The 24739-nt window shown below is 55.9% G+C and carries 21 protein-coding genes; 8 read left to right on the forward strand and 13 right to left on the reverse strand.

Going from position 1 to position 24739, the window contains the following annotated elements; genetic code table 11:
- Position 1: 1 nt before the first annotated feature.
- The 6 genes from ACOTX1_RS01410 to ACOTX1_RS01435 form a co-directional block, all read right to left on the reverse strand.
- Positions 2 to 1807, reverse strand: a complete 1806-nt coding sequence (locus ACOTX1_RS01410) for an extracellular solute-binding protein (RefSeq protein WP_032634211.1) — start codon at positions 1805 to 1807, stop codon at positions 2 to 4.
- A gap of 75 nt (positions 1808 to 1882) precedes the next feature.
- Entirely contained in the window at positions 1883 to 3436 is a 1554-nt protein-coding gene (locus ACOTX1_RS01415; RefSeq protein WP_003859366.1) for a cyclic di-GMP phosphodiesterase, read from the reverse strand.
- A gap of 127 nt (positions 3437 to 3563) precedes the next feature.
- Positions 3564 to 4133 carry a bifunctional murein DD-endopeptidase/murein LD-carboxypeptidase gene (mepS, locus tag ACOTX1_RS01420; protein ID WP_003859364.1) on the reverse strand — a complete coding sequence of 190 codons (570 nt, stop codon included), beginning with the start codon at positions 4131 to 4133 and terminating at the stop codon, positions 3564 to 3566.
- 415 nt (positions 4134 to 4548) lie between these two features.
- A complete protein-coding gene (locus ACOTX1_RS01425) occupies positions 4549 to 5262 on the reverse strand; it encodes a phosphatase PAP2 family protein (protein WP_023314553.1) in 714 nt (237 codons plus the stop codon).
- Between the two features lie 33 nt (positions 5263 to 5295).
- Positions 5296 to 6282, reverse strand: a complete 987-nt coding sequence (locus ACOTX1_RS01430; RefSeq protein ID WP_003859361.1) for a CobW family GTP-binding protein — start codon at positions 6280 to 6282, stop codon at positions 5296 to 5298.
- Positions 6283 to 6405: 123 nt separating this feature from the next.
- Positions 6406 to 7872, reverse strand: coding sequence for a mannitol dehydrogenase family protein (locus tag ACOTX1_RS01435; RefSeq protein WP_023314551.1), 1467 nt, complete (start codon positions 7870 to 7872; stop codon positions 6406 to 6408).
- A gap of 205 nt (positions 7873 to 8077) precedes the next feature.
- Here ACOTX1_RS01435 and uxuA point away from each other — a divergent pair, with 205 nt between their 5' ends.
- Complete coding sequence (gene uxuA, locus ACOTX1_RS01440; RefSeq protein ID WP_023314550.1) at positions 8078 to 9268, forward strand: mannonate dehydratase; 1191 nt, start codon at positions 8078 to 8080, stop codon at positions 9266 to 9268.
- A 116-nt stretch (positions 9269 to 9384) separates the two neighbouring features.
- Here uxuA and yeiP read toward each other — a convergent pair whose 3' ends face one another.
- Complete coding sequence (gene yeiP / locus ACOTX1_RS01445; protein ID WP_003859355.1) at positions 9385 to 9957, reverse strand: elongation factor P-like protein YeiP; 573 nt, start codon at positions 9955 to 9957, stop codon at positions 9385 to 9387.
- Positions 9958 to 10121: 164 nt separating this feature from the next.
- On the opposite strand from yeiP, the gene ACOTX1_RS01450 reads away from it, so the two are divergent.
- Positions 10122 to 10376, forward strand: a complete 255-nt coding sequence (locus ACOTX1_RS01450) for a YkgJ family cysteine cluster protein (RefSeq protein WP_003859353.1) — start codon at positions 10122 to 10124, stop codon at positions 10374 to 10376.
- On the opposite strand, the gene setB is transcribed toward ACOTX1_RS01450, so the two are convergent.
- Together setB and ACOTX1_RS01460 are read right to left on the reverse strand one after the other, a co-directional pair.
- Positions 10373 to 11554, reverse strand: coding sequence for a sugar efflux transporter SetB (gene setB / locus ACOTX1_RS01455; protein WP_032609703.1), 1182 nt, complete (start codon positions 11552 to 11554; stop codon positions 10373 to 10375). The two genes, ACOTX1_RS01450 and setB, sit on opposite strands and share 4 nt — an antisense overlap.
- A 109-nt stretch (positions 11555 to 11663) precedes the next feature.
- Positions 11664 to 11837 (reverse strand): hypothetical protein, encoded by a 174-nt coding sequence (locus tag ACOTX1_RS01460; protein ID WP_153647900.1) that lies wholly within the window; start codon positions 11835 to 11837, stop codon positions 11664 to 11666.
- A 75-nt stretch (positions 11838 to 11912) separates the two neighbouring features.
- Between ACOTX1_RS01460 and fruB the strand changes: the two genes are divergently transcribed.
- The 3 genes from fruB to fruA are packed head-to-tail and all read left to right on the forward strand — an operon-like array spanning position 11913 to position 15683.
- Positions 11913 to 13043 carry a fused PTS fructose transporter subunit IIA/HPr protein gene (gene fruB / locus ACOTX1_RS01465; protein WP_023314548.1) on the forward strand — a complete coding sequence of 377 codons (1131 nt, stop codon included), beginning with the start codon at positions 11913 to 11915 and terminating at the stop codon, positions 13041 to 13043.
- A complete protein-coding gene (gene fruK, locus ACOTX1_RS01470; RefSeq protein WP_006811313.1) occupies positions 13043 to 13981 on the forward strand; it encodes a 1-phosphofructokinase in 939 nt (312 codons plus the stop codon). The genes fruB and fruK overlap by 1 nt, the downstream gene beginning before the upstream one ends.
- A gap of 16 nt (positions 13982 to 13997) precedes the next feature.
- Positions 13998 to 15683 carry a PTS fructose transporter subunit IIBC gene (gene fruA, locus ACOTX1_RS01475; protein ID WP_023314547.1) on the forward strand — a complete coding sequence of 562 codons (1686 nt, stop codon included), beginning with the start codon at positions 13998 to 14000 and terminating at the stop codon, positions 15681 to 15683.
- A gap of 46 nt (positions 15684 to 15729) precedes the next feature.
- Here fruA and nfo read toward each other — a convergent pair whose 3' ends face one another.
- Together nfo and ACOTX1_RS01485 are read right to left on the reverse strand one after the other, a co-directional pair.
- Positions 15730 to 16587 carry a deoxyribonuclease IV gene (nfo, locus tag ACOTX1_RS01480; protein WP_023314546.1) on the reverse strand — a complete coding sequence of 286 codons (858 nt, stop codon included), beginning with the start codon at positions 16585 to 16587 and terminating at the stop codon, positions 15730 to 15732.
- Between the two features lie 64 nt (positions 16588 to 16651).
- Positions 16652 to 17698: a YeiH family protein gene (locus ACOTX1_RS01485; RefSeq protein ID WP_003859339.1), complete on the reverse strand. Its 1047-nt coding sequence runs from the start codon at positions 17696 to 17698 to the stop codon at positions 16652 to 16654.
- A 97-nt stretch (positions 17699 to 17795) separates the two neighbouring features.
- Between ACOTX1_RS01485 and yieE the strand changes: the two genes are divergently transcribed.
- Both yieE and ACOTX1_RS01495 read left to right on the forward strand, forming a co-directional pair.
- Positions 17796 to 18662, forward strand: a complete 867-nt coding sequence (yieE, locus tag ACOTX1_RS01490) for a DNA-binding transcriptional regulator YeiE (protein WP_003859337.1) — start codon at positions 17796 to 17798, stop codon at positions 18660 to 18662.
- Between the two features lie 170 nt (positions 18663 to 18832).
- Positions 18833 to 20299 (forward strand): amino acid permease, encoded by a 1467-nt coding sequence (locus ACOTX1_RS01495; protein WP_003859336.1) that lies wholly within the window; start codon positions 18833 to 18835, stop codon positions 20297 to 20299.
- A gap of 57 nt (positions 20300 to 20356) precedes the next feature.
- Here the strand turns inward: ACOTX1_RS01495 and ACOTX1_RS01500 are convergent, their stop codons facing one another.
- Both ACOTX1_RS01500 and fghA read right to left on the reverse strand, forming a co-directional pair.
- The gene (locus ACOTX1_RS01500; protein ID WP_023314545.1) at positions 20357 to 22342 is read right to left on the reverse strand and encodes a ligand-gated channel protein; all 1986 of its coding nucleotides are present in this window, start codon (positions 22340 to 22342) and stop codon (positions 20357 to 20359) included.
- Positions 22343 to 22610: 268 nt separating this feature from the next.
- Positions 22611 to 23438, reverse strand: coding sequence for an S-formylglutathione hydrolase (gene fghA, locus ACOTX1_RS01505; protein WP_023314544.1), 828 nt, complete (start codon positions 23436 to 23438; stop codon positions 22611 to 22613).
- Positions 23439 to 23575: 137 nt separating this feature from the next.
- Between fghA and ACOTX1_RS01510 the strand changes: the two genes are divergently transcribed.
- Positions 23576 to 24724 (forward strand): YbfB/YjiJ family MFS transporter, encoded by a 1149-nt coding sequence (locus ACOTX1_RS01510; protein WP_003859330.1) that lies wholly within the window; start codon positions 23576 to 23578, stop codon positions 24722 to 24724.
- Positions 24725 to 24739 lie beyond the last annotated feature (15 nt).

Below are 24739 nucleotides of genomic sequence, written 5' to 3' on the forward strand. Positions count from 1 at the left end.
CTTAACGCCGCTCTGCGGGCAATTTTGCGGCTTTATTCACGTCATACCACCAGGTGTCAAAGCCGAGGGTGTAAACCGGGCGAACGGCAGGCAGGGAGAATTTATCCCAGCGGGCCACGCGATCTTCGCCCATATACCACATCGGCAGCATGTAATAGTTCCAGGTTAATACCCGATCGAGCGCGCGGCCAAGCGGCAGAAGCTTGTTCTTATCGCCCTGAGCGGCCACAATTTTTGCAATCAGCGCATCAATCACCGGGCTCTTTACGCCCGGGGCGTTGTAGGAGGAGTCGATATACCCCGATGCCCAGGAGATTTGCAGATCTGAACTCGGCCACGGCTGGGCGGCCCACAGGGTCTGCATCATATCGTAATCGCGACTGCGCTTGCGGTTAGTCAACTGGGCCATATCGACCTGGCGGATATTCATAGTGACGCCAAGCCGGGCAAGGTTCTTCTTAAACGGCAGCACCCACTGATCGTTTGCGCCAGAGGCAATCAGCAGTTCGAAGCTGAGCGGTTTACCGGTTTGCGCATTAACCCGTTGCCGATTTTTCAGCACCCAGCCAGCGTCATCCAGCAGGCTGCTGGCTTTCAGCAGGTTGTCCCGGTCGAACCCGTTTCCGTCGGATTTGGGCGGTTCAAATATGCGGGTGAACACCTCCGGCGGTAGCTCCGCTTTCAATGGCGCCAGCAAAACCAGCTCGTCCGCGTGGGGATAATCACGGGCGGCATATTCAGTATTCTGGAAATAGCTGTTCGCCCGGCTGTAGGCTCCGTAAAACAGCGCTTTGTTCATCCATTCGAAATCAAACGCCAGAGTAATGGCTTCACGCACCCGACGATCAGAAAAAACCGGGCGCTGAATATTAAACGCCAGCCAGCGCGTGTCCTGCGCGGATTCGTTTTTGTGTTCGTCTTTAACGATATAGCCTTTCGCGAAATTTTTTCCGATATAGCGGGTCGCCCAGTTTTTGGCGCTGTTCTCGACACGTAAATCAAATGCGCCTGCCTTAAATGCCTCGAAGGCCACGTTATCATCCAGGTAGTAGTCGTAGCGGATTGTATCGAAGTTCCAGCGGCCCCGGTTTACCGGCAGCGTGGCTGCCCAGTAATCTTTCACACGGGAATAGATCACATACTGGCCCATTCGCCAGTCGGTAATGCGATACGGCCCTCCGGCCAGCGGCGGGGTAGAGAGGGGATCGCTCAGCTTATGGTTTTTCCAGAAGGATTCGGGCATGACGGGCAGGGAGAACAGGCTCAGCATATTCTCTTTGTTCGCCTCAGGGAGTTCGATTCGCACGGTCAGCGGGGCGATGGCTTTCACCGTGGTGCCCTTGTACACCAGACGAAACTGCGGCACGCCTTCGGTCATAAATTTATGAAAGGTGAACGCCACGTCGCGGGCGCTAACCGGCGTACCGTCGTGAAAACGCGCCCGCGGATTAATCGCGATTTCTGCCCAGCTGAAATCTTCGGCGTAACGTACGTTCTCGGCGACCAGGGGATAATAGCTGCCGGGCTCGTCGTCGGAGGTGACGAACAGCGTGTCATAGAGGGATTCGGTACGCGCTGCCGCTACGCCGCGCAGGGCAAAGCGGTTAAAGTTGTCAAATGTTCCCGTGGCGGAAAGCGTCACGTTTCCGCCTTTCGGGGCGGCTGGGTTGACGTAATCGTAGTGGTTAAAGTTAACCGCGTACTTCGGCTCGCCAATGACGGCAAAGGCCGTGCTCTCTTTGATGGTCTGCGCCTGGCTCGACAGGCTCACCAGCGCCAACAGCGTCAACACAACGCGCATAATCATAGTGCGGCGGATCCCTTTGTTCACAGACAGGCTCGGTTGAACAGAATAATAAGGGACAGCGCCGTGATTGTGAAATTATTCCCCGAGCGTGATATCGGGTTGCCACGTCCTGAACTGCTCCAGCGGCATCGGGCGGCCAATCCAGTAGCCCTGAAGATAGTTTACGCCATGCTCGCGCAGCCACGCCGCCTGCTCGGGCGTTTCAACACCCTCGGCGACGGTTATCATATTCAGACGTTCTGCCAGCGTCAGCACCGCGTCAAGCACTGGCGAGGTGACGGTTTCAGTCCCGATGGCATTCACGAAGCCACGGTCAATTTTCAGGTAATCCATCGTGAAGCGTTCCAGATAGATCAGCGCGCTGTGGCCAGTGCCAAAATCATCGATGGCGATTTCAAAACCTTCATTGTGCAGCCATTCGAACAGCTGATTTGCCTCGCGGTGGTTAATCATGTCGCGCTCGGTTATTTCCAGCACAATCTGGAAGTGATCGGGCGGAAGGGCGGCGAGAAACGCGCGCATATCCTCTTTAAAGCTTTCCGCATGCAGATGCCCGGGCGCGATGTTGATCCCAAACTTGGCCCCAGGCGGGAGCACCGTTTGCAGGACAGGGGCATCGCGGATAATCAGGTCAAAAAGATGCAGCGTCAGCGGGACAATCAGCTTCTGCGCTTCAGCGAAGTTAATAAAGGCATCCGGTGGAATTTCGCCCATCACCGGATGCTTCCAGCGCATCAGGACTTCCAGCCCGGTCATTCTGAGCGACTGCGCATCCACGACGGGTTGATAGACCACGTAAAACTGGTCGTGCTTGATGGCCGTGAGGATCTCTTTCCCCGGATTGAGACGGATAGTAAGAATATAGAAATTCAACAGGCCCGCCGCGATACCGCAGACCAGGCCGAAAAACACCGCGTAGAGCAGTTCATCGGTTGTCCAGGCTTGCGCATAAACGTTAACGGTCAATGGAATATTTTTCAGCGTGGCGCTACGGGCAGGGACGTCAGGCAAATCCCGCGCCTGGATCAGCATTCCGGACTGTGTAGATAACGCGGAATCGCCAATGACGATCGATATCCCGGCAAATTCATCCTGACGTGACGTATAGAGAAGATAAGGCGACAGGTTGAGGTTGACGGACGTAAACACGCCGCCGTCTTTCACCAGCGGATTGCGATACCAGATGGCGATCGCGGGCTTATCCGGCAGCATTGGCGTGCCCGGCAGGAGCGCGATATCAACAGGTTTGCTGATATGTAGCTGAGGGATAAGCTTTTCCATCGGGGTATTCATCGGGCCTGTTGCCGAGGAGCAGAAGGCCTGTTTATCCCTGACCAGCAAAAAGGCGCGCACGTTGATGCTAAAGGCCGCCCGGGAGGTCAGGGCGGCACTCACTTCCTCGCAGCTGTTCAGCGTGAGTGGCTGGAGCGTATCAATCGACATTTTGAGCTCATCGAAATAGCTCTCCATGTAAACGCTTAAATCGGTAATGAGAGTATCGAATCTGACGTCTCGCTTGTGATAACTCCAGTAAAACTGTAATGCTCCCAGAAGCAGGGCAGTGAATAACCCTGTAAGGAAACTGATAAACAGTATCTTGCGGTTACTGGAGAAGTAGCGGGTTAACATAGATGTCGTGATTCCTGAAATGCCGCTGGATAGTTATCAGTGTAACGGGCAAAAAAAAACACTGCCGGAGCAGTGCTTTTTTTATCGTATCGCCAGCCAAGGGATAACCAACGATACGACAACAATATTAACTACGGCTCAGAACGCGGCGAGCTTCGTTGTAGCGTTTCTTCCAGTAAGGTTCGTTCATGCTGGAAATCGTCACACCGCTGCTGGTGGAAGCATGGACAAACTGATCGTTACCGATATAGATGCCAACGTGTCGACCTGTTGAACCTGCTCTGAACAGGACTAAATCGCCCGTGCGTAGTTTAGTACGCGAAATGGACTTGCCCATTTCCTGCTGTTCATAGGTAGAACGCGGAAGGTCTAACCCAAACTGCTCACGGAACGTACGCTGTACGAAAGCGGAACAATCGATGCCTTTCTTGGTGCTGCCGCCCAGACGGTAACGCACGCCTTTCCAGTCAGCATACTGATCCATAATACGCGACTTAACGTCGAGATTACGTACCATATTTTCAAATTCATCCTGAGAGGCTTGCAGTGAAGAGGAATCTTCCATTCCCACAACACGCGTCTCAGGATGCATATTCTTCGCGGTATTCGTCGTACTACATGCCGAAAGCAGAACCGCCACTGCAATCGCCGGGATCCCCCGCAAGATATATCTCAAGATTGGTTGAGATTTGACCATTTTGTTTGTTTTCCCTTGAAGTCCTTAACGAAAATATCGTTATAAAAATGCCAACCGTGACGAGACTAATTATCTGTTCACAATGAGACAATTCTTTATGGTGAAAACTGTGGCTCAACGCACAAAATTATTCACCATGATAATAATTATCTCAGTGGGGCAAAACGAGTTCGAGGTTAACCGATTGCACGGGGTATTGCGAGCAAAAAAGTCCGATTTTTTATAAGAAAATGTGATACACAAAGTTACAGCGCGGAATTGCTCAAAATGCCGCCATTCATACCGATAATCCCTGCAATTGCTTCATTTTTATCACGAATTGTATGACAGGATGATGACAGCGTTGAATGACGCCCGAAAGAAGAGACTCAGGGACCGAAAACGATCCCTGATGAATGGTGTTAATTTGCGTTATTTATCTGTTTCTGACTTGTTTAAATTTACCGGGAAGATAGCGATCAAAAATACCTATTACGCGATCGCTCAGTGGGGTCATCAGCACCCACGGTAAACCAATTAACACCGCCGTGAGGGAGCCTACGGCGATATCTGTCAGCCAGTGAGCACCAATCATCACTCGCGGGAATGCAAATACCACCACAATAACCAGGGCGATGGCGAAGGCTTTTTTACCAAAATAGCGCAGCATGAAGCCTGCAAAAATCAGCAGCATCATACCGTGGTCGCCCGGGAAACTGTCCTTCGAGGCATCTTTGGTTGGAATATGAAGCAGCTCGCTGACGCGGTTAATATTCGGGAAAAAGAGCGACGGACTGGCGCGTTTAACCGGCATCAGATGCTGCGCCAGCTGGTTGATAATCACGGCTGCCAGCAGCATCACCAGACCGATAATCAGAATACGGCGACGACCCGTTTTGTCTTCCTTCAGCCAGAAGGAGAGCATCAGACAGCCCATTGCCAGCAGCGAACAGCCGTCAAACGCGCGGTTGTTGGTGATCGCCACCAGCCACAGGAAGGCTTCACTCTTCGCCAGCGCCTGGTTAAAGAAGTGGAACAGCCCGGAATCCAGCGGGAACCAGAAACCGTGATCCGCCGGGATATACCAGGAGAAAAAGAGCGCCAGACCGGCAGCGTTGAGCAATAAAATAGCAGGAAGTCGAGTCGTCATAGTCTTCAGCAATGTGTGAAATCAGGGGCAACGTTAGCCGCCCAAACTTAAACGAAGCTTCAACAGGCTTGACTGGAGGGCATTCCAGTCGGTATTAACCGCACTAATTAACTCTATCCGGCTGTCGGGTGGCGCGACATTCTGGGTTTCAATAAAGAAATCCTCGCCCTGACGGTTAATGCGCACCAGACCATCCGGAGTGCGCATGATCCCTTTTACCCGCTCAACCGGCGCCAGTCTCGCCCATTCCAGTATACCAATGGTGTCGAAAACCGTATCGGCATCGAAGATCCACCCGCAGGCCTGGTGCCCCTGACCGCTGTTCAAATTTCGACGCCAGCGCTGATGTTCCGGCAGGCTCAGTGCAGCCAGGCCTTGCTTCGCGCCGTGGCTATGCGAATGCTCTGCGCTGGCAGGCAGTTGCGTCTGGTTGAGGCGGGGAAGATCGAGCAGGGCGCCATCAATGTTGCCCTGGGTGGTCTGCACGTACTGACGTCCACCGCCAGCCTGCTGCCACCAGGACTCGAACGCGGCCTGACTCTCAGCCGTCGCGCGATCGGATTTATTCGCCACGATAATATCTGCCGAGGCGAGCTGGTCGCGGAAATTGTCGTTGTTGATCGTTTTTTCATCCAGCAGCTGGCGGGGGTCTAACAGGCAAAGCGTCGCACGCAGCTCAAGCCACGGCTCGTAGACCGGGGCGGTCAGTAAATCAAGGATTTGCTTAGGATGACCCAGCCCGGTAGGCTCAATCAGCAACCGGTCCGGCTTGCCCTGACGCAGCAGCGTATTCAGCCCGACCTGCATCGGCAGACCATTCACGCAGCACATACACCCGCCCGGGATCTCTTTCACCATCGCGCCGCTGTCGGCGAGCAACGCGCCGTCGATGCCGACTTCGCCAAATTCGTTGACCAGCACGGCCCACTTTTCCGCCGGATCTTTATTGGCCAGCAAATGCAGAATGGACGTAGTTTTACCGCTGCCGAGAAAACCGGTGATCAGGTTGGTTTTGGTCACGTGCGCTCCGATAAATAATTGTGATGTAGTAACAACTACCTATCATCCTGACGAAAAAATCGGGCATTGAGAAGAGGGAGGGCGAACGGAGCGTAAAACCGTTCGCCTTAAACGCAATAATCGCTAAATTTTTAACGTTTCGATAACGGCCTGGTGCGCGCCGAGCCGGACGAGGCGCTGGTACGCGCCGGTAATTGCCTCGACAAAGACAGGGTTTTGCGGCAGGTTGTCGCCAAAGATTTCATTTAACGTCAGCAGGGCGCTAACGCGTTCTGCGTCGCTGCTGGTGGCGACAATGGCCTGAAACTTGTCGCTCAGCGGATCGCGGACGTCAATGGCGTTGCCCTGTTCGTCCGTACCGCTGACGTAGCGCATCCAGCCCGCCACCCCCAGCGCCAGTAATGGCCAGGCGGTGTTACGCTCAAGATGCATGCGGATCCCATCCAGCATGCGCTGAGGCAGCTTCTGGCTGCCGTCCATGGCGATTTGCCATGTACGATGCTGTAGGGCCGGATTGGCGAAGCGGTCAAGCAGGCTGTCAGCATAGGCTGTCAGATCAACGTTGGTGATGCGCAGCGTAGGGGCCTGCTCATTCAGCATCAGCCTGCGGGCAGCCTCGCGGAAGCTGTCGTCCTGCATACATTCATTTATGTGCGCGTAGCCAGCAAGGTAGCCCAGATACGCGAGGAAGGAGTGGCTGCCGTTCAGCATCCGAAGCTTCATCTGCTCCCAGGGCAGGACATCCTCAACCATCTGTACGCCTGCAACCTCCCATTCCGGACGCCCGGCGACAAAGTTATCTTCCACTACCCACTGAATGAACGGTTCACAGCTGATGGCGCAGGGATCTTCAACGCCAAGTTCCTGGGTGATTTCCGCGAGTGAGGCGTCGGTGGCGGCGGGCACGATTCGGTCGACCATGGTGCCAGGGAAGCTCACGTGCGCCTCGATCCATGCGGCCAGCTCTGCGGAACGCTTTCCGGCCATGCCGAGAACGGCATTTTTCACCACGTGGCCGTTGTCGGGAATATTGTCGCAGGAGAGCACGGTAAACGCCGGCAGGCCACGCTCGCGGCGGCGATGAAGCGCTTCGACCAGAATACCCGGTGCGGAATGCGGTTCAGACGGATGCTCGAGATCGTGCAGGATGCGGCTGTTCTGCATATCCAGTTTTCCCGTCGCCGGATCGATGCAGTAGCCTTTTTCGGTAATGGTGAGGGAGACAATTGCCACCTGTGGTTCGCAGAACTTCTCAATAATGGCTGCCAGCGAGTCGAGTTTGGCGTTAAGGCACTCTTTTACCGCACCGATAATAATGGGCTGATTGCCTTCGGCACCTTTCTCCAGCACGGTAAACAGATGATCCTGCGCCCGGAGCTGGCCCATAAGGACATCGCCGCTAAAGAGGCTAATCTCACAAATTCCCCAGTCGCCTCCTCTGGCATTTAGTACCCGGTTTGTTAACAACGCCTGATGCGCCCGGTGGAACGCGCCAAAACCGAAATGGACGATGCGGGAGCGTAACTGCTCGCGATCGTAGCGGGGCTGCTGGACATAAGCAGGAAGCGCGGTGGAGGCAATAGTCTTCATGTAGTACACACCTGATTAACCATTAATTAACAATGCCAGTGTAAAGTTATATGACAACAAATTAAATTGGTAAGCCGTAAATATCCCTGTTATGTGAGTTTGATCAATCAATGTCACGCGCTGTATTGACCACTTCGATTAAACATGTATGGTAGTCGTCATTGAGGTAACACGTATTGGTATAACAACTTGAGAGGGTGGGGCAATGGAACAAACCTGGCGTTGGTACGGGCCGAACGATCCGGTTTCTCTTGATGATGTGCGTCAGGCTGGCGCAACGGGTGTGGTCACGGCGCTGCATCATATTCCGAACGGTCAGGTGTGGCCGGTGGAGGAAATCCAAAAGCGTCAGGCTCAGCTGGCAAAGAAGGGGTTAACCTGGTCTGTTGTGGAAAGTATTCCGGTTCACGAAGATATCAAAACCCACTCCGGTGAGTGTGATACCTGGATTGCGAATTATCAGCAGAGCATTCGTAACCTGGCAGCCTGCGGTATTGATACCGTCTGCTACAACTTTATGCCGATTCTGGACTGGACGCGTACCGACCTGGAATATGTAATGGCCGATGGTTCGAAGGCGCTGCGTTTCGATCAAATCGCTTTTGCGGCTTTCGAGCTGCACATTCTGAAGCGTCCGGGTGCGGAAGCAGACTACACCGCCGAAGAGCAGCAGCAGGCGCTGGCGTGGTTCAATGCCGCCAGTGAAGCGGACATTGAGAAGCTGGTTCGCAATATCATCGCGGGCCTGCCGGGGGCGGAAGAGGGCTATACCCTCGATCAGTTCCGCGCGCGCCTGGCGGAATATGGCGATATCGATAAAAACCAGCTGCGTGAAAACATGGCGCGCTTCCTGCGCGCTATCGTGCCGGTGGCAGAAGAAGTCGGCGTGCGGCTGGCGGTTCATCCGGACGATCCACCGCGTCCTATCCTCGGCCTGCCGCGTATTGTGTCTACGATTGAAGATATGCAGTGGCTAAAAGAGACGGTGGATAGCATCTACAACGGCTTTACCATGTGTACGGGCTCGTATGGGGTGCGGGCGGATAACGATCTGGTGCGGATGATCGAAACCTTCGGCGATCGCATTCATTTCACCCACCTGCGTGCAACCTGCCGTGAAGAGAATCCAAAAACCTTCCACGAAGCAGCCCATCTTGGCGGCGACGTGAACATGGTTGCGGTGGTGGATGCCATTCTCTCTGAAGAGGTTCGTCGTAAGCAGGCGGGAGATGTTCGTCCTATCCCGTTCCGTCCGGATCACGGGCACCAGATGCTGGACGATCTGCGCAAGAAAACGAATCCAGGGTATTCGGCGATTGGCCGTCTGAAAGGGATGGCGGAAGTGCGCGGTATCGAGCTGGCGCTGAAAATGACGAAGTATCCTGAGCTTCTTTAAGTCTGATTGCCCGGTGGCGCTACGCTTACCGGGCCTACGAAAAACCGGCTCTGAGGCCGGTTTTTGTGTTTTTGTAGGCCGGGTAAGGCGTAGCCGCCACCCGGCAAATGCCACAATCAGTCAGCACGACCCATATAGCGTTTTTCTTCGATATGGATACGGATTTTCTCGCCCGCCGACAGGTACTCTGGCACCTGTACGACCAGACCGGTAGTCAGGGTAGCCGGTTTGTTACGCGCACTTGCAGACGCGCCTTTGATGCCCGGTGCCGTTTCAACAATTTCCAGATCAACGGTCTGCGGCAGTTCCAGCGCCAGCAGCACGCCATCCCAGGTCAGCACCTGCATGTCCGGCATCCCACCTTCAGGAATAAACAGCAGCTCTTCTTCGATCTGATCTTTGGTGAAGATATACGGGGTGTAATCTTCTTTATCCATGAACACGTATTCGTTGCCGTCAATGTAGGAAAAATCAACGTAGCGACGGGTCAGGGTTACGGTATCGACGATATCGTCGCCTTTAAAACGTTCTTCCACTTTCAGGCCGGTGCGGACATCGGAGAAACGCATTTTGTACAGCGTTGCTGCGCCACGGGCGCTGGGTGCCTGAATGTCGATATCTTTCACAATCAGCAGTTTGCCGTTGTAATTCAGTACCATACCTTTCTTAATTTCGTTCGCTCTTGGCATTGCAGTAATCCTGTTTACGGGAGGTAAAAAATATCGCGCCAAATTACTCGCGCGCGGCCTTTCAGGCAAGCGGAATTCGTGGGTTTTGCTATCAATACATAAAAGGTGTTACTGTGCGCGCAATGCCCGACTGCGCGGGCATCTGCCACCAACAGAGAGCATGTATGGATTGTCGTTCCGACTGTGGCGCGTGCTGTACCGCACCGTCCATCTCAAGCCCCATTCCAGGCATGCCGGAGGGCAAGCCTGCCAATACCCGCTGCGTTCAGCTCTCTGACACTAACCTGTGCATGATCTTTGGCTCGCCCCTGCGCCCGAAGGTGTGCTCCGGGCTCCAGCCAACCGCCGAAATGTGCGGCAGTACGCGCCAGCAGGCCATCACTTATCTGCTTGAGCTGGAAGCGCTCACCGCGCCTTAAACGTCTTTGATTCGCGTCAGGCAGCTCAGCGTCATGACGCACATCACCAGCGCAATCCAGAACACCGTATGATAGTTCCAGATTTCAGCCACAACGCCCGCCAGTGAGCCTGCAATAATCCAGCCCACGCGGGTGGTATTCGTATAAAGGGTGGTGGCAGAGCCTGCCTGACCCGGCATCAGGTCCTGAAAGTAGAGCATGCCGATACCGGCCAGAATACCGATGTAAATGGCGTTCAGCAGCTGTAAAGCCAGAAGCAGGGCTGGCGTATGAACCGTCAGCATACCGACATAAAACAGCAGCCCGGCTACGGCGGCGACGCGCATCAAAAAGCGCTTGCCGAAGCGCTTCGCGTAATAACCCGCAATCAGCATGGTGGGGATCTCAAGCCCCGCGGCGGTTCCCATCATGATCCCGGCCAGCTTCTCCGGCAGATGCAGCTCATCAATAATAAACAGCGGCATATTAATGATATAGAGGCTGTTCGTTCCCCACATCAGCGTACAGATAATGAATAACAGCAGCGCGTCGCGGCGGTTGCGTCGAGGTGCCTCTAGCGTGCCGGTCGCCACTTTCGGCTCTTTGCGCATGGAGGGGAGGAAGAACCAGACCATTGCGCCGCACACAACGAAGGCCACGGCTGCGCTGAGGTACATCACCGTAAAGCCAAAACCCATCGCCAGCGCGTAGGCAAGCGGGGGGCCAATCACCCACGCCAGCGACACCTGCGCGCGCAGTATCGAGCTGAACATCACCGCTTCCCGCCCGGTGTGGTCGGCATGCTCGCGGGCAAGGGCGAACATCTGCGGGTTGGCGGTCGAGCCGAAGCTGCTCAGGAAGACGCCCACGAACAGCAGAATGAAGTAGTTACGGTTCCAGGCAAACAGCAGGCAGGCAAATACCCCGAGCAGGCAGCAAAAAACGATCAGGCTTTTGCGATCGCCTTTGCGGTCTGAACGACCGGCAAGAAACTGGCTGACAAAAATGCCAATGATGGCGCTCCCGGTAAAGAAGAAGCCAACCATCGCCGGGCGGGCGTGGACTTCGTTGGTCAGAAAGAGGCTCAGCGTAGGCGTTTGTAACGCACCGGCAATACCGGTGAGGAAAGCAACGATCAAAAACGCCGTTGACGTCAAATCAAAGGGCTTTGGTGAGGCGGCAGCGGGGGTGTTATGCATGTTCAGTCTTTGCGAGTAACAGAGAGAGGCGGAGTTTACGCTGCCCGTCATTAAATAAACAGAGGGTAAAGTCAAGATTGCTACAAAAAATCAAAATGGCATTTCACTTTCACGCCGCCTCGCTGAAGCGTGCTGAACCTGTTTGCTGAACATCAGCAAAATCCCCTGAACTGAAGAAGAAATGTGCTGCACTTCTAAATTCTGCAACAAGAAATGTAACTTTTCTTGCAACCTTTTGTAGAAAAGACAAGACTTCTTGAAACGTTTCAGCGCTATCTTGCATGTCCTGAAGAAGCAGGCTAGCGCCTATTTTCTCAGTTAAGCTGAAACGATTCAATTTCAGCAGGAGAGGAGAATCATGTTCCAGTTATCTGTTCAGGATATTCACCCGGGCGAACAGGCCGGGAACAAAGAAGAGGCTATTCGCCAGGTCGCCGCTGCGCTCGTGCAGGCTGGCAACGTGGCTGACGGCTACGTCAACGGCATGCTGGCGCGTGAACAGCAGACCTCCACCTTCCTCGGTAACGGTATTGCAATTCCGCACGGCACCACGGACACCCGCGATCAGGTGCTGAAAACCGGTGTGCAGGTCTTCCAGTTCCCGCAGGGCGTGCTGTGGGGCGAGGGTCAGGTGGCTTATGTGGCGATCGGCATCGCGGCCAGCGGTGACGAACACCTGGGCCTGCTGCGTCAGCTGACGCACGTGCTGAGTGATGATGCCGTCGCGGAACAGCTTAAATCCGCCACCACTGCTGAAGAACTGCGTGCCCTGCTGATGGGCGAAAAACAGAGCGAAGCGCTGAAGCTGGATAATGAAACCCTGACGCTGGACGTCGTTGCGTCCGATCTGGTAACGCTCCAGGCGCTGAATGCGGCTCGCCTGAAAGAGGTCGGTGCGGCAGATTCCGCTTTTGTGACGCGCGCAATCAATGATAAGCCATTAAACCTGGGTCAGGGCATCTGGCTGAACGACAGTGCTGAAGGTAACCTGCGTAGCGCTATCGCGGTCAGCCGTGCTGCGGTTGCCTTTGAGACAGACGGCGAACGCGCCGCGATGCTGGTAACGGTTGCCATGACTGACGATCAGCCGGTTTCCGTGCTGAAGCGTCTGGGCGATCTGCTGCTGAACAATAAAGCTGAAAAACTGCTGAACGCAGACGCGGCGACGGTGCTGGCTCTGCTGACCAGCGACGATGCGCTGACGGATGACCTGCTGAGCGCAGAGTACGTGGTGCGTAACGAACATGGCCTGCATGCCCGTCCGGGCACCATGCTGGTGAATACCATTAAACAATTTGAAAGTGAGATCACCGTGACCAATCTGGACGGTTCGGGTAAACCAGCCAACGGGCGCAGCCTGATGAAAGTTGTCGCGCTGGGCGTGAAGAAAGGCCATCGTCTGCGCTTTACCGCGCAGGGTGCGGATGCTGAACAGGCGCTGAAAGCGATTGGCGACGCCATCGCGGCCGGTCTGGGGGAGGGCGCATAATGAGCAGACGTGTTGCGACCATTACGCTGAACCCGGCTTACGATCTGGTGGGCTTCTGCCCGGAAATTGAGCGTGGCGAAGTTAACCTGGTGCGGACGACCGGCCTGCATGCCGCAGGAAAAGGGATTAACGTGGCGAAGGTGCTGAAAGATCTCGGCATCGACGTCACCGTTGGCGGTTTCCTCGGTAAAGACAACCAGGACGGTTTTCAGCAGCTGTTCAGCGAGTTGGGCATCGCCAACCGTTTTCAGGTTGTGCAGGGCCGTACCCGCATTAACGTTAAGCTGACCGAGAAAGACGGTGAAGTGACCGATCTGAACTTCTCCGGCTTCGAAGTGACCCCGGCTGACTGGGAGCGCTTTGTTGCCGATTCCCTGAGCTGGCTGGGCCAGTTTGACATGGTGTGCGTCAGCGGCAGTCTGCCCTCCGGCGTCAGCCCGGAAGCGTTCACCGACTGGATGACGCGCCTGCGCAGCCAGTGCCCGTGCATTATTTTCGACAGCAGCCGCGACGCGCTGGTCGCCGGTCTGAAAGCCTCTCCGTGGCTGGTTAAGCCTAATCGCCGCGAACTGGAGATCTGGGCGGGCCGTAAGCTGCCAGAATTAAAGGATGTGATTGACGCTGCCCATGCGCTGCGCGAGCAGGGTATCGCTCACGTGGTGATTTCGCTGGGTGCAGAAGGTGCCCTGTGGGTTAACGCCTCCGGGGAATGGATTGCCAAACCGCCTTCAATGGAGGTGGTCAGCACCGTGGGTGCCGGGGATTCGATGGTTGGCGGTCTGATCTACGGTCTGCTGATGCGCGAATCCAGTGAACATACCTTACGTCTTGCTACCGCCGTTGCGGCCCTGGCCGTGAGCCAGAGCAATGTCGGTATTACCGATCGTACCCAGTTAGCCGCGATGATGGCGCGCGTTGACTTAAAACCTTTTAACTAACAGCAGGAGAGGAATAATGAAAACGCTGCTGATCATTGACTCCGGTCTCGGACAGGCTCGTGCCTATATGGCGAAGACCCTGCTGGGCGCGGCGGCACAAAAAGCGCACCTGGATATCATTGATAACCCGGGTGATGCTGAAATGGCGATTGTTCTGGGCGACAAAATCCCCGCTGACAGCGCCCTGAACGGCAAAAAAGTGTGGCTGGGTGATATTAATCGCGCGGTGGCACATCCTGAACTGTTTCTGAGCGAAGCAAAAGGTCATGCGACGGTTTACAGCGCACCTGTTGAGGCGGCGCCGGTTGCCGCCGTTGGGCCGAAACGCATTGTTGCGGTAACGGCCTGCCCGACAGGTGTGGCGCACACCTTTATGGCGGCTGAAGCCATTGAAACCGAAGCGAAAAAACGTGGCTGGTGGGTGAAGGTTGAAACTCGCGGCTCTGTTGGCGCGGGCAATGCCATCACGCCTGAAGAGGTGGCGGAAGCCGATCTGGTGATTGTGGCGGCGGATATCGAAGTGGATCTGGCGAAGTTTGCCGGCAAGCCGATGTACCGTACCTCTACCGGCCTGGCGCTGAAGAAGACCGCGCAGGAGTTTGATAAGGCGCTGGCAGAAGCCAAACCGTATCAGGCAACCGGTGCGGCTAAAACTGCGACTGAAGGGAAAAAAGAGTCTGCGGGTGCGTATCGTCACCTGCTGACCGGCGTGTCCTACATGCTGCCGATGGTGGTGGCGGGCGGCCTGTGTATTGCGCTCTCCTTCGCCTTTGGTATCGAGGCGTTTAAAGAGCCGGGCACGCTGGCGGCCGCGTTGATGCAGATTGGCGGCGGCTCCGCGTTTGCGCTGATGGTGCCAGTGCTGGCGGGCTTTATCGCCTTCTCCATTGCTGACCGTCCGGGTCTGACGCCGGGTCTTATCGGCGGTATGCTGGCCGTGAGCACCGGTTCTGGCTTTATCGGCGGTATCATTGCCGGTTTCCTCGCCGGTTATGTGGCGAAGCTGATCAGCTCGAAGCTGAAGCTGCCGCAGAGCATGGAAGCGCTGAAGCCTATCCTGATCATCCCGCTGATTTCCAGCCTGGTGGTCGGTCTGGCGATGATTTACCTGATCGGTAAGCCGGTCGCGGGCATTCTGGAAGGTCTGACCCACTGGCTGCAAACCATGGGGACGGCGAACGCGGTGCTGCTGGGCGCAATCCTCGGCGGTATGATGTGTACCGACATGGGTGGTCCGGTGAACAAAGCGGCATATGCGTTTGGCGTTGGCCTGCTGAGTACCCAGACCTACGCGCCGATGGCGGCGATCATGGCGGCAGGTATGGTGCCACCGCTGGCGCTTGGCCTGGCGACGATCATTGCCCGTCGTAAGTTCGATAAAACGCAGCAGGAAGGCGGTAAAGCTGCGCTGGTGCTGGGCCTGTGCTTCATCACCGAAGGCGCAATTCCGTTTGCGGCGCGCGATCCAATGCGTGTTCTGCCGTGCTGTATCGTGGGTGGTGCGGTGACGGGGGCTATCTCCATGGCGGTAGGTGCGAAACTGATGGCGCCGCACGGCGGTCTGTTTGTCCTGCTGATCCCTGGCGCCATCACGCCGGTGCTGGGTTATCTGCTGGCGATTGTTGCCGGTACGCTGGTGGCGGGCCTCTCTTACGCGGTGCTGAAACGTCCGGAAGCGGAAGTTGTGGCGAAAGCAGCGTAAGCGGTAAGCAATAAAAAAGCCGGGTGCTAATGCAACCCGGCTTTTTTTATGCTGCCTGTTCAGCGGTCTGCTGCGCCTTCAGCCAGGCAATCTCTTCCGCCCAGATATCCGGATTGATGGTTTCCAGCACCATTGGAATGCCGTCGAAGCGGGCATCCTGCATGATAAAGCGGAACGCATCGTGGCCGATGTTGCCTTCGCCCAGGCTGTGGTGGCGGTCAACGCGACTGCCGAACGCGCTTTTCGCATCGTTTAAGTGCATACCGCGAAGATATTTAAAACCAACAATACGCTCGAACTCCTCGAAGGTATTTTTTGTGGCCTCGGTTGTGCGCAGGTCATAACCGGCCGCAAACGCGTGGCAGGTATCAATGCACACGCCCACGCGGGATTTGTCTTCCACGCCGTCGATGATCGCCGCCAGATGCTCAAACTTAAAGCCGAGGTTGCTGCCCTGACCGGCGGTATTCTCAATCACTGCCGTCACGCCCTGGGTTTTATCCAGCGTCATGTTAATTGACTCGGCGATGCGCGCCAGACAGGGGTCTTCGTCGATTTGCATCAGATGGCTGCCGGGATGGAAATTCAGCAGCGTTAGCCCCAGTTGCTCACAGCGCTGAACCTCATCCAGGAACGCTTCGCGGGATTTTTCCAGCGCCTCGGCAACCGGGTGACCGAGGTTAATGAGGTAGCTGTCATGGGGAAGGATCTGGCCAGGCCCGTAGCCGTATTTCTCGCAGGCGGCTTTGAAGTCATCAATCACTTCCGCGGTGAGGGGAGCTGCGCGCCACTGGCGCTGGTTTTTGGTGAACAGGGCGAAAGCGGTCGCCTCGATTTCGGCGGCGCGAATGGCGGCATTCGCAAGGCCACCGGCAGCGCTGACGTGCGCTCCAACATATTTCATAAAAAGACTCCTGTTAACCCGAAATGCCTATGATAACGGGTTAACAGGAGAAGGACGAGATGGTTTATGCCAACAGGCTGTGTACCGCAAGGTTAATCGCACCGCCGCCAACTATCAGCCAGATGAACAGCACCAGCGCCATCAGCAGCGGTTTCGCCCCGGCTTTTTTCAGCGCGCTGACGTGCGTGGTGATGCCCAGCGCCGCCATTGCCATCGCCAGCAGGACCGTATCCAGCGTGACCAGCATATCCACCATCGCTTTTGGCAGCAGGTGGAAAGAGTTGAAGACAGCGACCACGATGAACAGGATCGCAAACCACGGAATGGTGATTTTGCTTTTCTCGCTGCCGCCTGCCGGAGCAAGCTGTTTAACCCGCGCCGCGAGGAAAATCAGGAACGGGGCCAGCATCATCACGCGCAGCATTTTGGCGATGACCGCCGCGTTTTCCGCTTCCGGGTTAATGGCGTGACCTGCCGCCACCACCTGCGCCACTTCGTGCATGGTTGAGCCGATATAAATGCCGTAGGTTTCCGGACTAAACCAGTGCGCCACCAGCGGATACATGGCCGGATACAGGAAGATCGCCAGCGTACCGAAGATAACTACCGTCGCGACGGCAACCGTGACTTTACTGGCTTCGGCTTTAACGACGGGTTCTGTTGCCAGTACCGCCGCCGCGCCGCAGATGCTGCTACCCGCACCGATCAGCCAGCTGGTCTGTTTGTCCAGCCCAAAGATCTTCTGGCCGATAAAGCACGCCAGTAAAAAGGTGCTCGAAAGGGTCAGGACGTCAATGGCAATCCCGCTGACCCCCACATCCGCAATCTGCGAAAAGGTGAGACGGAAGCCATAAAGGATGATCCCGAGACGTAATAAATGCTGCTTGGCGAAAATCACGCCGCCGTCGCAGGATTTCCAGATGTGCGGGTAAACGGTGTTCCCGACCACCATGCCGAGCAGAATGGCCAGCGTCAGGGCGCTGAACCCTGCACCGGCAACCGCCGGTATACTGCCGCCCCATAAGGCCACGCCGGTAACCACGGCGCTGAGCGCGAGACCCGGCACGAAGTGCCACACTGTACGATGATGTTGTAAGGTGATTTCTGACATAACCTTCTCCTTTGTCTGGCTAAAGGTTACGGCGCTCTGGCTTAAAAATAAAATTGATTATATATTTATAATCAATCTTTATAAGTGGTAAGCAACCATGCACATTACATTGCGTCAGCTGGAAGTTTTTGCCGAGGTGCTGAAAAGCGGCTCGACAACCCAGGCGTCACAAATGCTGGCGCTCTCGCAGTCCGCCGTTAGCGCGGCCTTGACCGATCTTGAAGGGCAACTGGGCGTCCAGCTTTTCGACAGGGTAGGGAAGCGGCTGGTGGTGAACGAACATGGCCGCCTGCTGTATCCGCGTGCCCTGGCTTTACTGGAGCAGGCGACGGAGATTGAACAGCTGTTCCGCGAGGACAACGGCGCTATTCGCGTCTACGCCAGCAGCACGATCGGTAACTACATCCTGCCGGAAGTGATTGCCCGCTACCGCCGGGATTTTCCGACCCTGCCGCTGGAGATGAGCGTCGGCAACAGCCAGGACGTGATCAACGCGGTGATTGATTTCCGCGTGGACATCGGGCTTATCGAAGGGCCGTGCCACAACGTGGATATCATTGCGGAGCCCTGGCTGGAGGATGAGCTGGTGGTGTTTGCCTCTCCGGCCTCTTCTTTACTCCAGGGCGAGGTCACGCTGGAGCGGCTGGCGCAAGCGCAGTGGATCCTGCGAGAGCAGGGCTCCGGCACGCGTGAGATTGTCGATTATCTGCTGCTGTCCCATCTACCGCAGTTCCAGTTAGGGATGGAATTAGGTAACTCCGAGGCCATTAAGCATGCCGTACGCCATGGTCTGGGCATTAGCTGTCTTTCCCGACGGGTGATTGCCGAACAGCTGGAAACCGGCTCACTGGTTGAGATCCCCGTTCCGCTGCCGAAGCTGGTGCGCACGCTGTGGTGCATCCATCATCGTCAGAAACACCTTTCCAGCTCGCTCCAGCGTTTTCTGCGCTACTGCGAGATGTAAAAGCGCCCCTCACCCTGGCCCTCTCCCCAAAGGGGAGAAGGAAAAATTATGCTTTACTTATAATCCTGGCCGAGTCATGAAGCTCTCTTATAACTGAGTATTTCTGCCGGAAGCAACGCAGATCGTCTGCTACAATCGCGCCTCATTTATTGAATGGACAGCATTTTCACATGGTTTCAGAAACTAAAACCACACAAGCGCCCGCGCTACGTCGCGCACTTAAGGCGCGTCACCTGACGATGATCGCCATTGGCGGCTCCATCGGTACGGGTCTTTTCGTTGCCTCTGGCGCAACAATTTCGGCAGCCGGCCCGGGTGGGGCATTATTCTCTTATATCCTGATTGGCCTGATGGTCTACTTCCTGATGACCAGCCTGGGCGAACTGGCGGCATACATGCCGGTGTCTGGTTCGTTTTCGACCTACGGACAAAAATACGTTGAGGAAGGCTTCGGCTTCGCGCTGGGCTGGAACTACTGGTACAACTGGGCGGTGACCATCGCCGTTGACCTCGTCGCGGCACAGCTGGTAATGACCTGGTGGTTCCCGGACACGCCCGGCTGGATCTGGAGCGCCCTGTTCCTGGCGGTCATCTTCCTGCTGAACTACATCTCCGTGCGCGGTTTCGGCGAAGCGGAATACTGGTTCTCTTTGATTAAAGTGGCAACCGTCATCATCTTTATCGTCGTCGGTGTGGCGATGATCGTTGGTATTTTCAAAGGGGCTGAACCGGCGGGCTGGAGTAACTGGACAATAGGCGATGCGCCGTTTGCCGGGGGCTTCTCGGCGATGATTGGCGTGGCGATGATTGTCGGCTTCTCCTTCCAGGGTACCGAGTTGATTGGCATTGCGGCCGGTGAATCCGAAAACCCGGAGAAGAATATTCCGCGCGCGGTGCGTCAGGTGTTCTGGCGTATCCTGCTGTTCTATGTGTTCGCGATCCTGATTATCAGCCTGATCATTCCGTATACCGACCCAAGCCTGCTGCGTAACGACGTAAAAGACATCAGCGTCAGCCCGTTCACGCTGGTCTTCCAGCACGCGGGTCTGCTCTCAGCGGCGGCGGTGATGAACGCGGTGATCCTGACGGCGGTACTGTCTGCGGGTAACTCCGGGATGTACGCCTCCACCCGCATGCTCTACACCCTGGCCTGCGACGGTAAAGCGCCGCGTATTTTCTCGAAACTGTCTCGCGGTGGCGTGCCACGCAACGCGCTGTATGCGACCACGGTGATTGCGGGTCTCTGTTTCCTGACCTCCATGTTCGGCAACCAGACGGTCTACCTGTGGCTGCTGAACACCTCTGGTATGACGGGCTTCATTGCCTGGCTGGGCATTGCCATCAGCCACTACCGTTTCCGTCGCGGGTACGTCAAGCAGGGGCATGATCTGAATAACCTGCCGTACCGGTCAGGATTCTTCCCGCTGGGGCCGATCTTCGCCTTCGTTCTGTGCCTGATTATTACCCTGGGTCAGAACTATGAGGCCTTCCTTGCGGACACCATTGACTGGGGCGCCGTCACGGCCACCTATATTGGCATTCCGCTGTTCCTGATCATCTGGTTTGGCTACAAACTGACGAAAGGAACACGCTTCGTTCGCTACAGTGAAATGGATTTCCCGGAACGATTTAAATAATAACCGCACTTCCTCTCTTTTAGCCCGCTCAGTTGAGCGGGCTTTTTTATGGGCAGATCAGAAGCTGTAGGTCATGCCAACGGTATAGCGGCGGCCATCCAGCACGGTGTCATACGTATCGTAATCAATCTGCTTATCGAGCACGTTATACACACCGGCAGTAACCAGCAGGTTTTTGTTGGCGTTGTAGCGCATACCGACATCAACCTGAGTGTAGGACGGCGTACCCTGGGACATTGACGTGCGGCTCAGGTACTCAGACGTTTTACCGCGCAGGTTCAGACGGCTCCAGAACCCGACGTCTGGCGTCGCCTGCCAGTCCAGGGTGGTGTTGAACATGTGTTTCGGCATTTTGTTCAGCGGCTTGCCGGAGAACTGGCCGCTCTTCTGCTCGGACTCTGTATAGGTGTAGTTTGCAGTCCAGTTCACATCACGCGTGATCTTCCACCCGAAGGAGGACTCCACACCGCGCATGTTGGCTTTGTCCACGTTGACGCGATCGCTGACGAAATCATAGCTGTGACCGCCAATCGTACAGGCGGGATCGGCGCTGCTGTTACAGCGGCGAACTTCCGTAATTTTGTCCTTGAAGTCGGTATTAAACAGCGTTACGCCGGCATTCAGGTCATCGTTGTTATCCCAGAGCAGGGCGAGCTCTTCGCTCAGGCTCTTCTCTGGTTTCAGATCCGGGTTGCCGACGATGATACCGTCAAGACGGCCGCCACCTGTCACCTGGCCCCAGCTGGCAGACGACTGACGCAGGTCCGGCGCACGATAGCCAGCAGAAACCCCGCCTTTCAACGTCCACTGATCGGCCAGGTGCCATACGCCGTAACCGCGCGGCGTCCAGTTAGTACCGTAGTTTTGGTCTTTGTCCATACGCAGGCCGCCGGTCAACGTAAAGCTTTCCGTCATTGACCATTCATCTTCGGCAAACAGGGCCCAGCTCCAGCGCGTCAGTTTGTTCAGGCCGTCAGCAGCTTCCAGCTGATTACCGTTGTCGCGCAGTTTCTCATAGCGATACTGCCCGCCGAGGGTCAACGTATGATCGCCGAGGAAAATCTGGTTCTGGTTGTTGAAGGTGGTGTTATAGGAGCGCATTTCGCGACCTGGATTATTGGTCTCTTCCTGCTGGATATAGCTGGTGGTATTGAAGTCTTCGTAATAACCACTGTGGGTTAACGAGTAGGTCGTGTGCTCATAGCGCGAGTCGCTTTTAGTATTTGGCGTACAGGTTGTTCCCCGGCAGGTTTCAGCCGCTTTCGACATCCCCGGGGTGCTGTTTCTGTCCTGAAGTTCGCGAGCAAAGTCGAGGTCGAAATCGTTCTTCTCGTCCGGCGTGAAGTTCAGCGTAATGCCACCGTTACGCATTTTCTGCTCGTTATAGCCGTTCACGATTTTATCTTCTGCGCGGCGTGACAACAGCCCCGTCACCTTTGCGCCCAGAAGTCCGTCGATCAGGGGACCAGAGGCGTAGGCGTTGGTCTGGAAGATATCGCCGGAATCATGATTTTCCTGGAAGGTTGCATCGCCATGCAACGAACCGGTCCAGGCTTTGGTGTTCGAGACTTTTTTGGTAATGACGTTAATGACGCCACCCATCGCATCGGAGCCGTAAAGCGAGGACATCGGGCCGCGGATGACCTCGATGCGCTCAATGGACTCAAGCGGCGGCAGCCAGCCTTGTTCAATACCCGAGTTGTCGCTGTTGGGGCGGGTGCTTCGCGTACTGATGCGTTTGCCGTTCACCAGGAACAGGGTGTACTGAGAGGCCATGCCGCGAATACTGATATCACTGCTGCTTCCGCCGCCAGTGACGACAACACCCGGGACATCTCTCAGGGCATCGGTAACATCACGGTAGGCTTTATCTTCAATCTGCTGTTTTGAAATCACAGAGATGGAGGCGGGGGCATTCTGGATCTTTTGTTCAAAACCCGTTGCAGTGACGACAACGGTGTCCTGATCGGCTGCGTGAACGAAGGGGGAACATGTGGCAGCGCCAATGGCGACAGCCAGGAGCTTAATGCGTGGTATTGTCATTTGTACATTCCGTATAAAAATGAAAAAAACTCCATCGGGATAACCCTGAGAACTGTATGTTTTTGTCTTGTAAGAACTCTTTGAGATGGAGAAGAGCCTGGAATTGTACAAAAGAATGTAGAATTGTAAACACAAATGATAATTGAAATCATTTGTGTTTGAGTGATGACGACGGAAAACAGGCTGGATTCAAGCGGATAGAAGTATGTAAAGAGGGGGAGGGGAAAGACCCGGCAGGCAGGAGGCGCTACCGGGTAAAAGGCGGAACTTACCTGAACAGATGCTCCGCATGGAAGCGGAGATGATCCTCAATAAAGGACGCCATGAAGTAATAGCTGTGGTCGTATCCCGGTTGAATGCGCAGCGTTAGCGGCCAGTCCTTCTGGCGCGCGGCTTCCGCCAGCACCGCAGGCTGTAACTGCCCGGCGAGGAACTGATCGGCATCACCCTGATCCACCAGCATCGGGATAGCGTCTTCTGACTGGCTCGCCAGCATCAGCGCGCAGCTATCCCATTCCTGCCATTTCTCTAGATCTTCACCCAGATAGTGCCTAAAGGCTTTTTGCCCCCACGGCACCTGCGTTGGGTTCACAATCGGCGCAAATGCGGACACGCTGGTGTATTTCCCCGGATTTTTTAGCGCCATTATCAGCGCCCCGTGGCCACCCATCGAATGTCCGCTTATCGCGCAGCGCTCGCTGACCGCGAACTGAGAGTGCACCAGGGCAGGCAGTTCATCGCGAATGTAGTCATACATGCGGTAATGGCGCGCCCACGGTTGTTCCGTGGCGTTGAGATAGAAGCCGGCGCCTTTACCCAAATCGTATCCGGCATCGTCTGCCACGTCCTCGCCACGCGGGCTGGTATCTGGCATCACCAGCGCAATGCCCAGTTCGGCGGCAATACGCTGGGCGCCCGCTTTGGTGGTGAAGTTTTCGTCGTTGCAGGTCAGGCCTGAAAGCCAGTACAGCACCGGTGGATTGTCCGCAGGGGGCAGGAAAATGCTGAACGTCATAGCACAATTCAGCGTGGTGGAGTCGTGCCGCCAGCGCTGCTGTCGACCTTCAAAACAACGATGCTCTTCGAGCAGTTCCATGCAGGGCTCCTTATACGAAAGACTATTCATAAAACGCATAATACAGAGTTTTCATTGACCTGTGAGCAACTTTCACTTTCGCAGGACGGCGAGATGTTGCATCATAAATTTACTTTTCTTTAACAATTGGAGCGATCATGGCGCTGCGTATCGCGCTCAGCGGATTTGTGGTTCTGGTCGTGGCGATGGGGATAGGACGCTTCGCCTTCACACCTCAGGTGCCGCTGATGATAGCCGCCGGGCAACTCACGCTTACCAGCGCGGGGCTGGTGGCGGCAATGAACTATCTGGGCTATCTGGTAGGGGCATGGGATGCCATGCGCGCCCATCGCTTCGTTGAAACACGTCTCTGGCTTGGCATCACCGGTGCGGTGGCGCTGACGCTGCTCTCCGCGGCGGCAGAGAATGCCGTCGTTCACGGTCTGCTGCGCTTTGTGATCGGATGCATGAGCGGCTGGTCGATGGTGCTGATTGCCGCCTGGACCAACGAGCGGCTGGGGCAGCTGGGCAAACCGGGACTCAGTGCGGCCGTCTTTGCCGGACCCGGGGCCGGCATCGCCCTGAGCGGCCTGCTGGCGGTCTATATTCAGGCGAAATCCTTGTCCGCCGGGGCGGCATGGCAAATCTACGGCGTACTGGCGCTGGTGCTGATCGTACTGGTGGCGCGCTACCTGCCGCGCGCAGGTCAGCTTCATCGCCCTGGTACCGCGCCTGAGCCGTTGCTGCTGACTGCGGATCTCCGGCGTCTGGTCTGGAGCTACAGCCTGGCAGGGTTCGGCTATATCCTCCCGGCGACCTTTTTATCGCAAATGGCGGCGGTGCGTTTTCCCGGCAGCCTGTTTGCCCAGTTTGTCTGGCCAATATTTGGCGCCGCCTCGGTGGTGGGGATTGCGCTGAGCATTGCCCTGCGGCATACATCAAGCGCTAACCGCAGGCTGGCGATTGTTCTTTGGTTACAGGGGATTGGCGTGCTGGCGGCCTGGTTGCTGCCGGGCATAGGCGGCTTGCTGACGGGTGGGCTGCTGGTGGGCGGCGGGTTCCTCTGCGCCGTGCAGCTCTCTCTTCTGTACGGTCGCGAGCTGGCGCCAGACCACACGCGTTACATGGCGGGACTGCTAACCACCGGGTATGCCATTGGTCAGCTGGTGGGTCCGGTCACGTCGGCTCTGTCGACCTGGCTCACGCACCGTCTGGAACCTGCGCTGGGGCTGGCGGGGATCGCGCTGTTCGTTGGCGGAGCGTTAGTCTGGAACCGTCAGGCTGAAAGGCAACAGCAATTGCAATAATTATCGTCGTGAATA

Origin of the sequence: Enterobacter cloacae complex sp. IR5401 (assembly GCF_049238425.1) — a bacterium.
Lineage (GTDB): Bacteria > Pseudomonadota > Gammaproteobacteria > Enterobacterales > Enterobacteriaceae > Enterobacter > Enterobacter hormaechei_C.

What these genes read in the sequence shown, in the direction of transcription:
- ACOTX1_RS01410 (WP_032634211.1), bottom strand. Translation starts at nt 1,807, where the DNA reads ATGATTATGCGCGTTGTGTTGACGCTGTTGGCGCTGGTGAGCCTGTCG.
- ACOTX1_RS01415 (WP_003859366.1), bottom strand. Translation starts at nt 3,436, where the DNA reads ATGTTAACCCGCTACTTCTCCAGTAACCGCAAGATACTGTTTATCAGT.
- mepS (WP_003859364.1), bottom strand. Translation starts at nt 4,133, where the DNA reads ATGGTCAAATCTCAACCAATCTTGAGATATATCTTGCGGGGGATCCCG.
- ACOTX1_RS01425 (WP_023314553.1), bottom strand. Translation starts at nt 5,262, where the DNA reads ATGACGACTCGACTTCCTGCTATTTTATTGCTCAACGCTGCCGGTCTG.
- ACOTX1_RS01435 (WP_023314551.1), bottom strand. Translation starts at nt 7,872, where the DNA reads ATGAAGACTATTGCCTCCACCGCGCTTCCTGCTTATGTCCAGCAGCCC.
- uxuA (WP_023314550.1), top strand. Translation starts at nt 8,078, where the DNA reads ATGGAACAAACCTGGCGTTGGTACGGGCCGAACGATCCGGTTTCTCTT.
- yeiP (WP_003859355.1), bottom strand. Translation starts at nt 9,957, where the DNA reads ATGCCAAGAGCGAACGAAATTAAGAAAGGTATGGTACTGAATTACAAC.
- ACOTX1_RS01450 (WP_003859353.1), top strand. Translation starts at nt 10,122, where the DNA reads ATGGATTGTCGTTCCGACTGTGGCGCGTGCTGTACCGCACCGTCCATC.
- setB (WP_032609703.1), bottom strand. Translation starts at nt 11,554, where the DNA reads ATGCATAACACCCCCGCTGCCGCCTCACCAAAGCCCTTTGATTTGACG.
- ACOTX1_RS01460 (WP_153647900.1), bottom strand. Translation starts at nt 11,837, where the DNA reads ATGCAAGATAGCGCTGAAACGTTTCAAGAAGTCTTGTCTTTTCTACAA.
- fruB (WP_023314548.1), top strand. Translation starts at nt 11,913, where the DNA reads ATGTTCCAGTTATCTGTTCAGGATATTCACCCGGGCGAACAGGCCGGG.
- fruK (WP_006811313.1), top strand. Translation starts at nt 13,043, where the DNA reads ATGAGCAGACGTGTTGCGACCATTACGCTGAACCCGGCTTACGATCTG.
- fruA (WP_023314547.1), top strand. Translation starts at nt 13,998, where the DNA reads ATGAAAACGCTGCTGATCATTGACTCCGGTCTCGGACAGGCTCGTGCC.
- nfo (WP_023314546.1), bottom strand. Translation starts at nt 16,587, where the DNA reads ATGAAATATGTTGGAGCGCACGTCAGCGCTGCCGGTGGCCTTGCGAAT.
- ACOTX1_RS01485 (WP_003859339.1), bottom strand. Translation starts at nt 17,698, where the DNA reads ATGTCAGAAATCACCTTACAACATCATCGTACAGTGTGGCACTTCGTG.
- yieE (WP_003859337.1), top strand. Translation starts at nt 17,796, where the DNA reads ATGCACATTACATTGCGTCAGCTGGAAGTTTTTGCCGAGGTGCTGAAA.
- ACOTX1_RS01495 (WP_003859336.1), top strand. Translation starts at nt 18,833, where the DNA reads ATGGTTTCAGAAACTAAAACCACACAAGCGCCCGCGCTACGTCGCGCA.
- ACOTX1_RS01500 (WP_023314545.1), bottom strand. Translation starts at nt 22,342, where the DNA reads ATGACAATACCACGCATTAAGCTCCTGGCTGTCGCCATTGGCGCTGCC.
- fghA (WP_023314544.1), bottom strand. Translation starts at nt 23,438, where the DNA reads ATGGAACTGCTCGAAGAGCATCGTTGTTTTGAAGGTCGACAGCAGCGC.
- ACOTX1_RS01510 (WP_003859330.1), top strand. Translation starts at nt 23,576, where the DNA reads ATGGCGCTGCGTATCGCGCTCAGCGGATTTGTGGTTCTGGTCGTGGCG.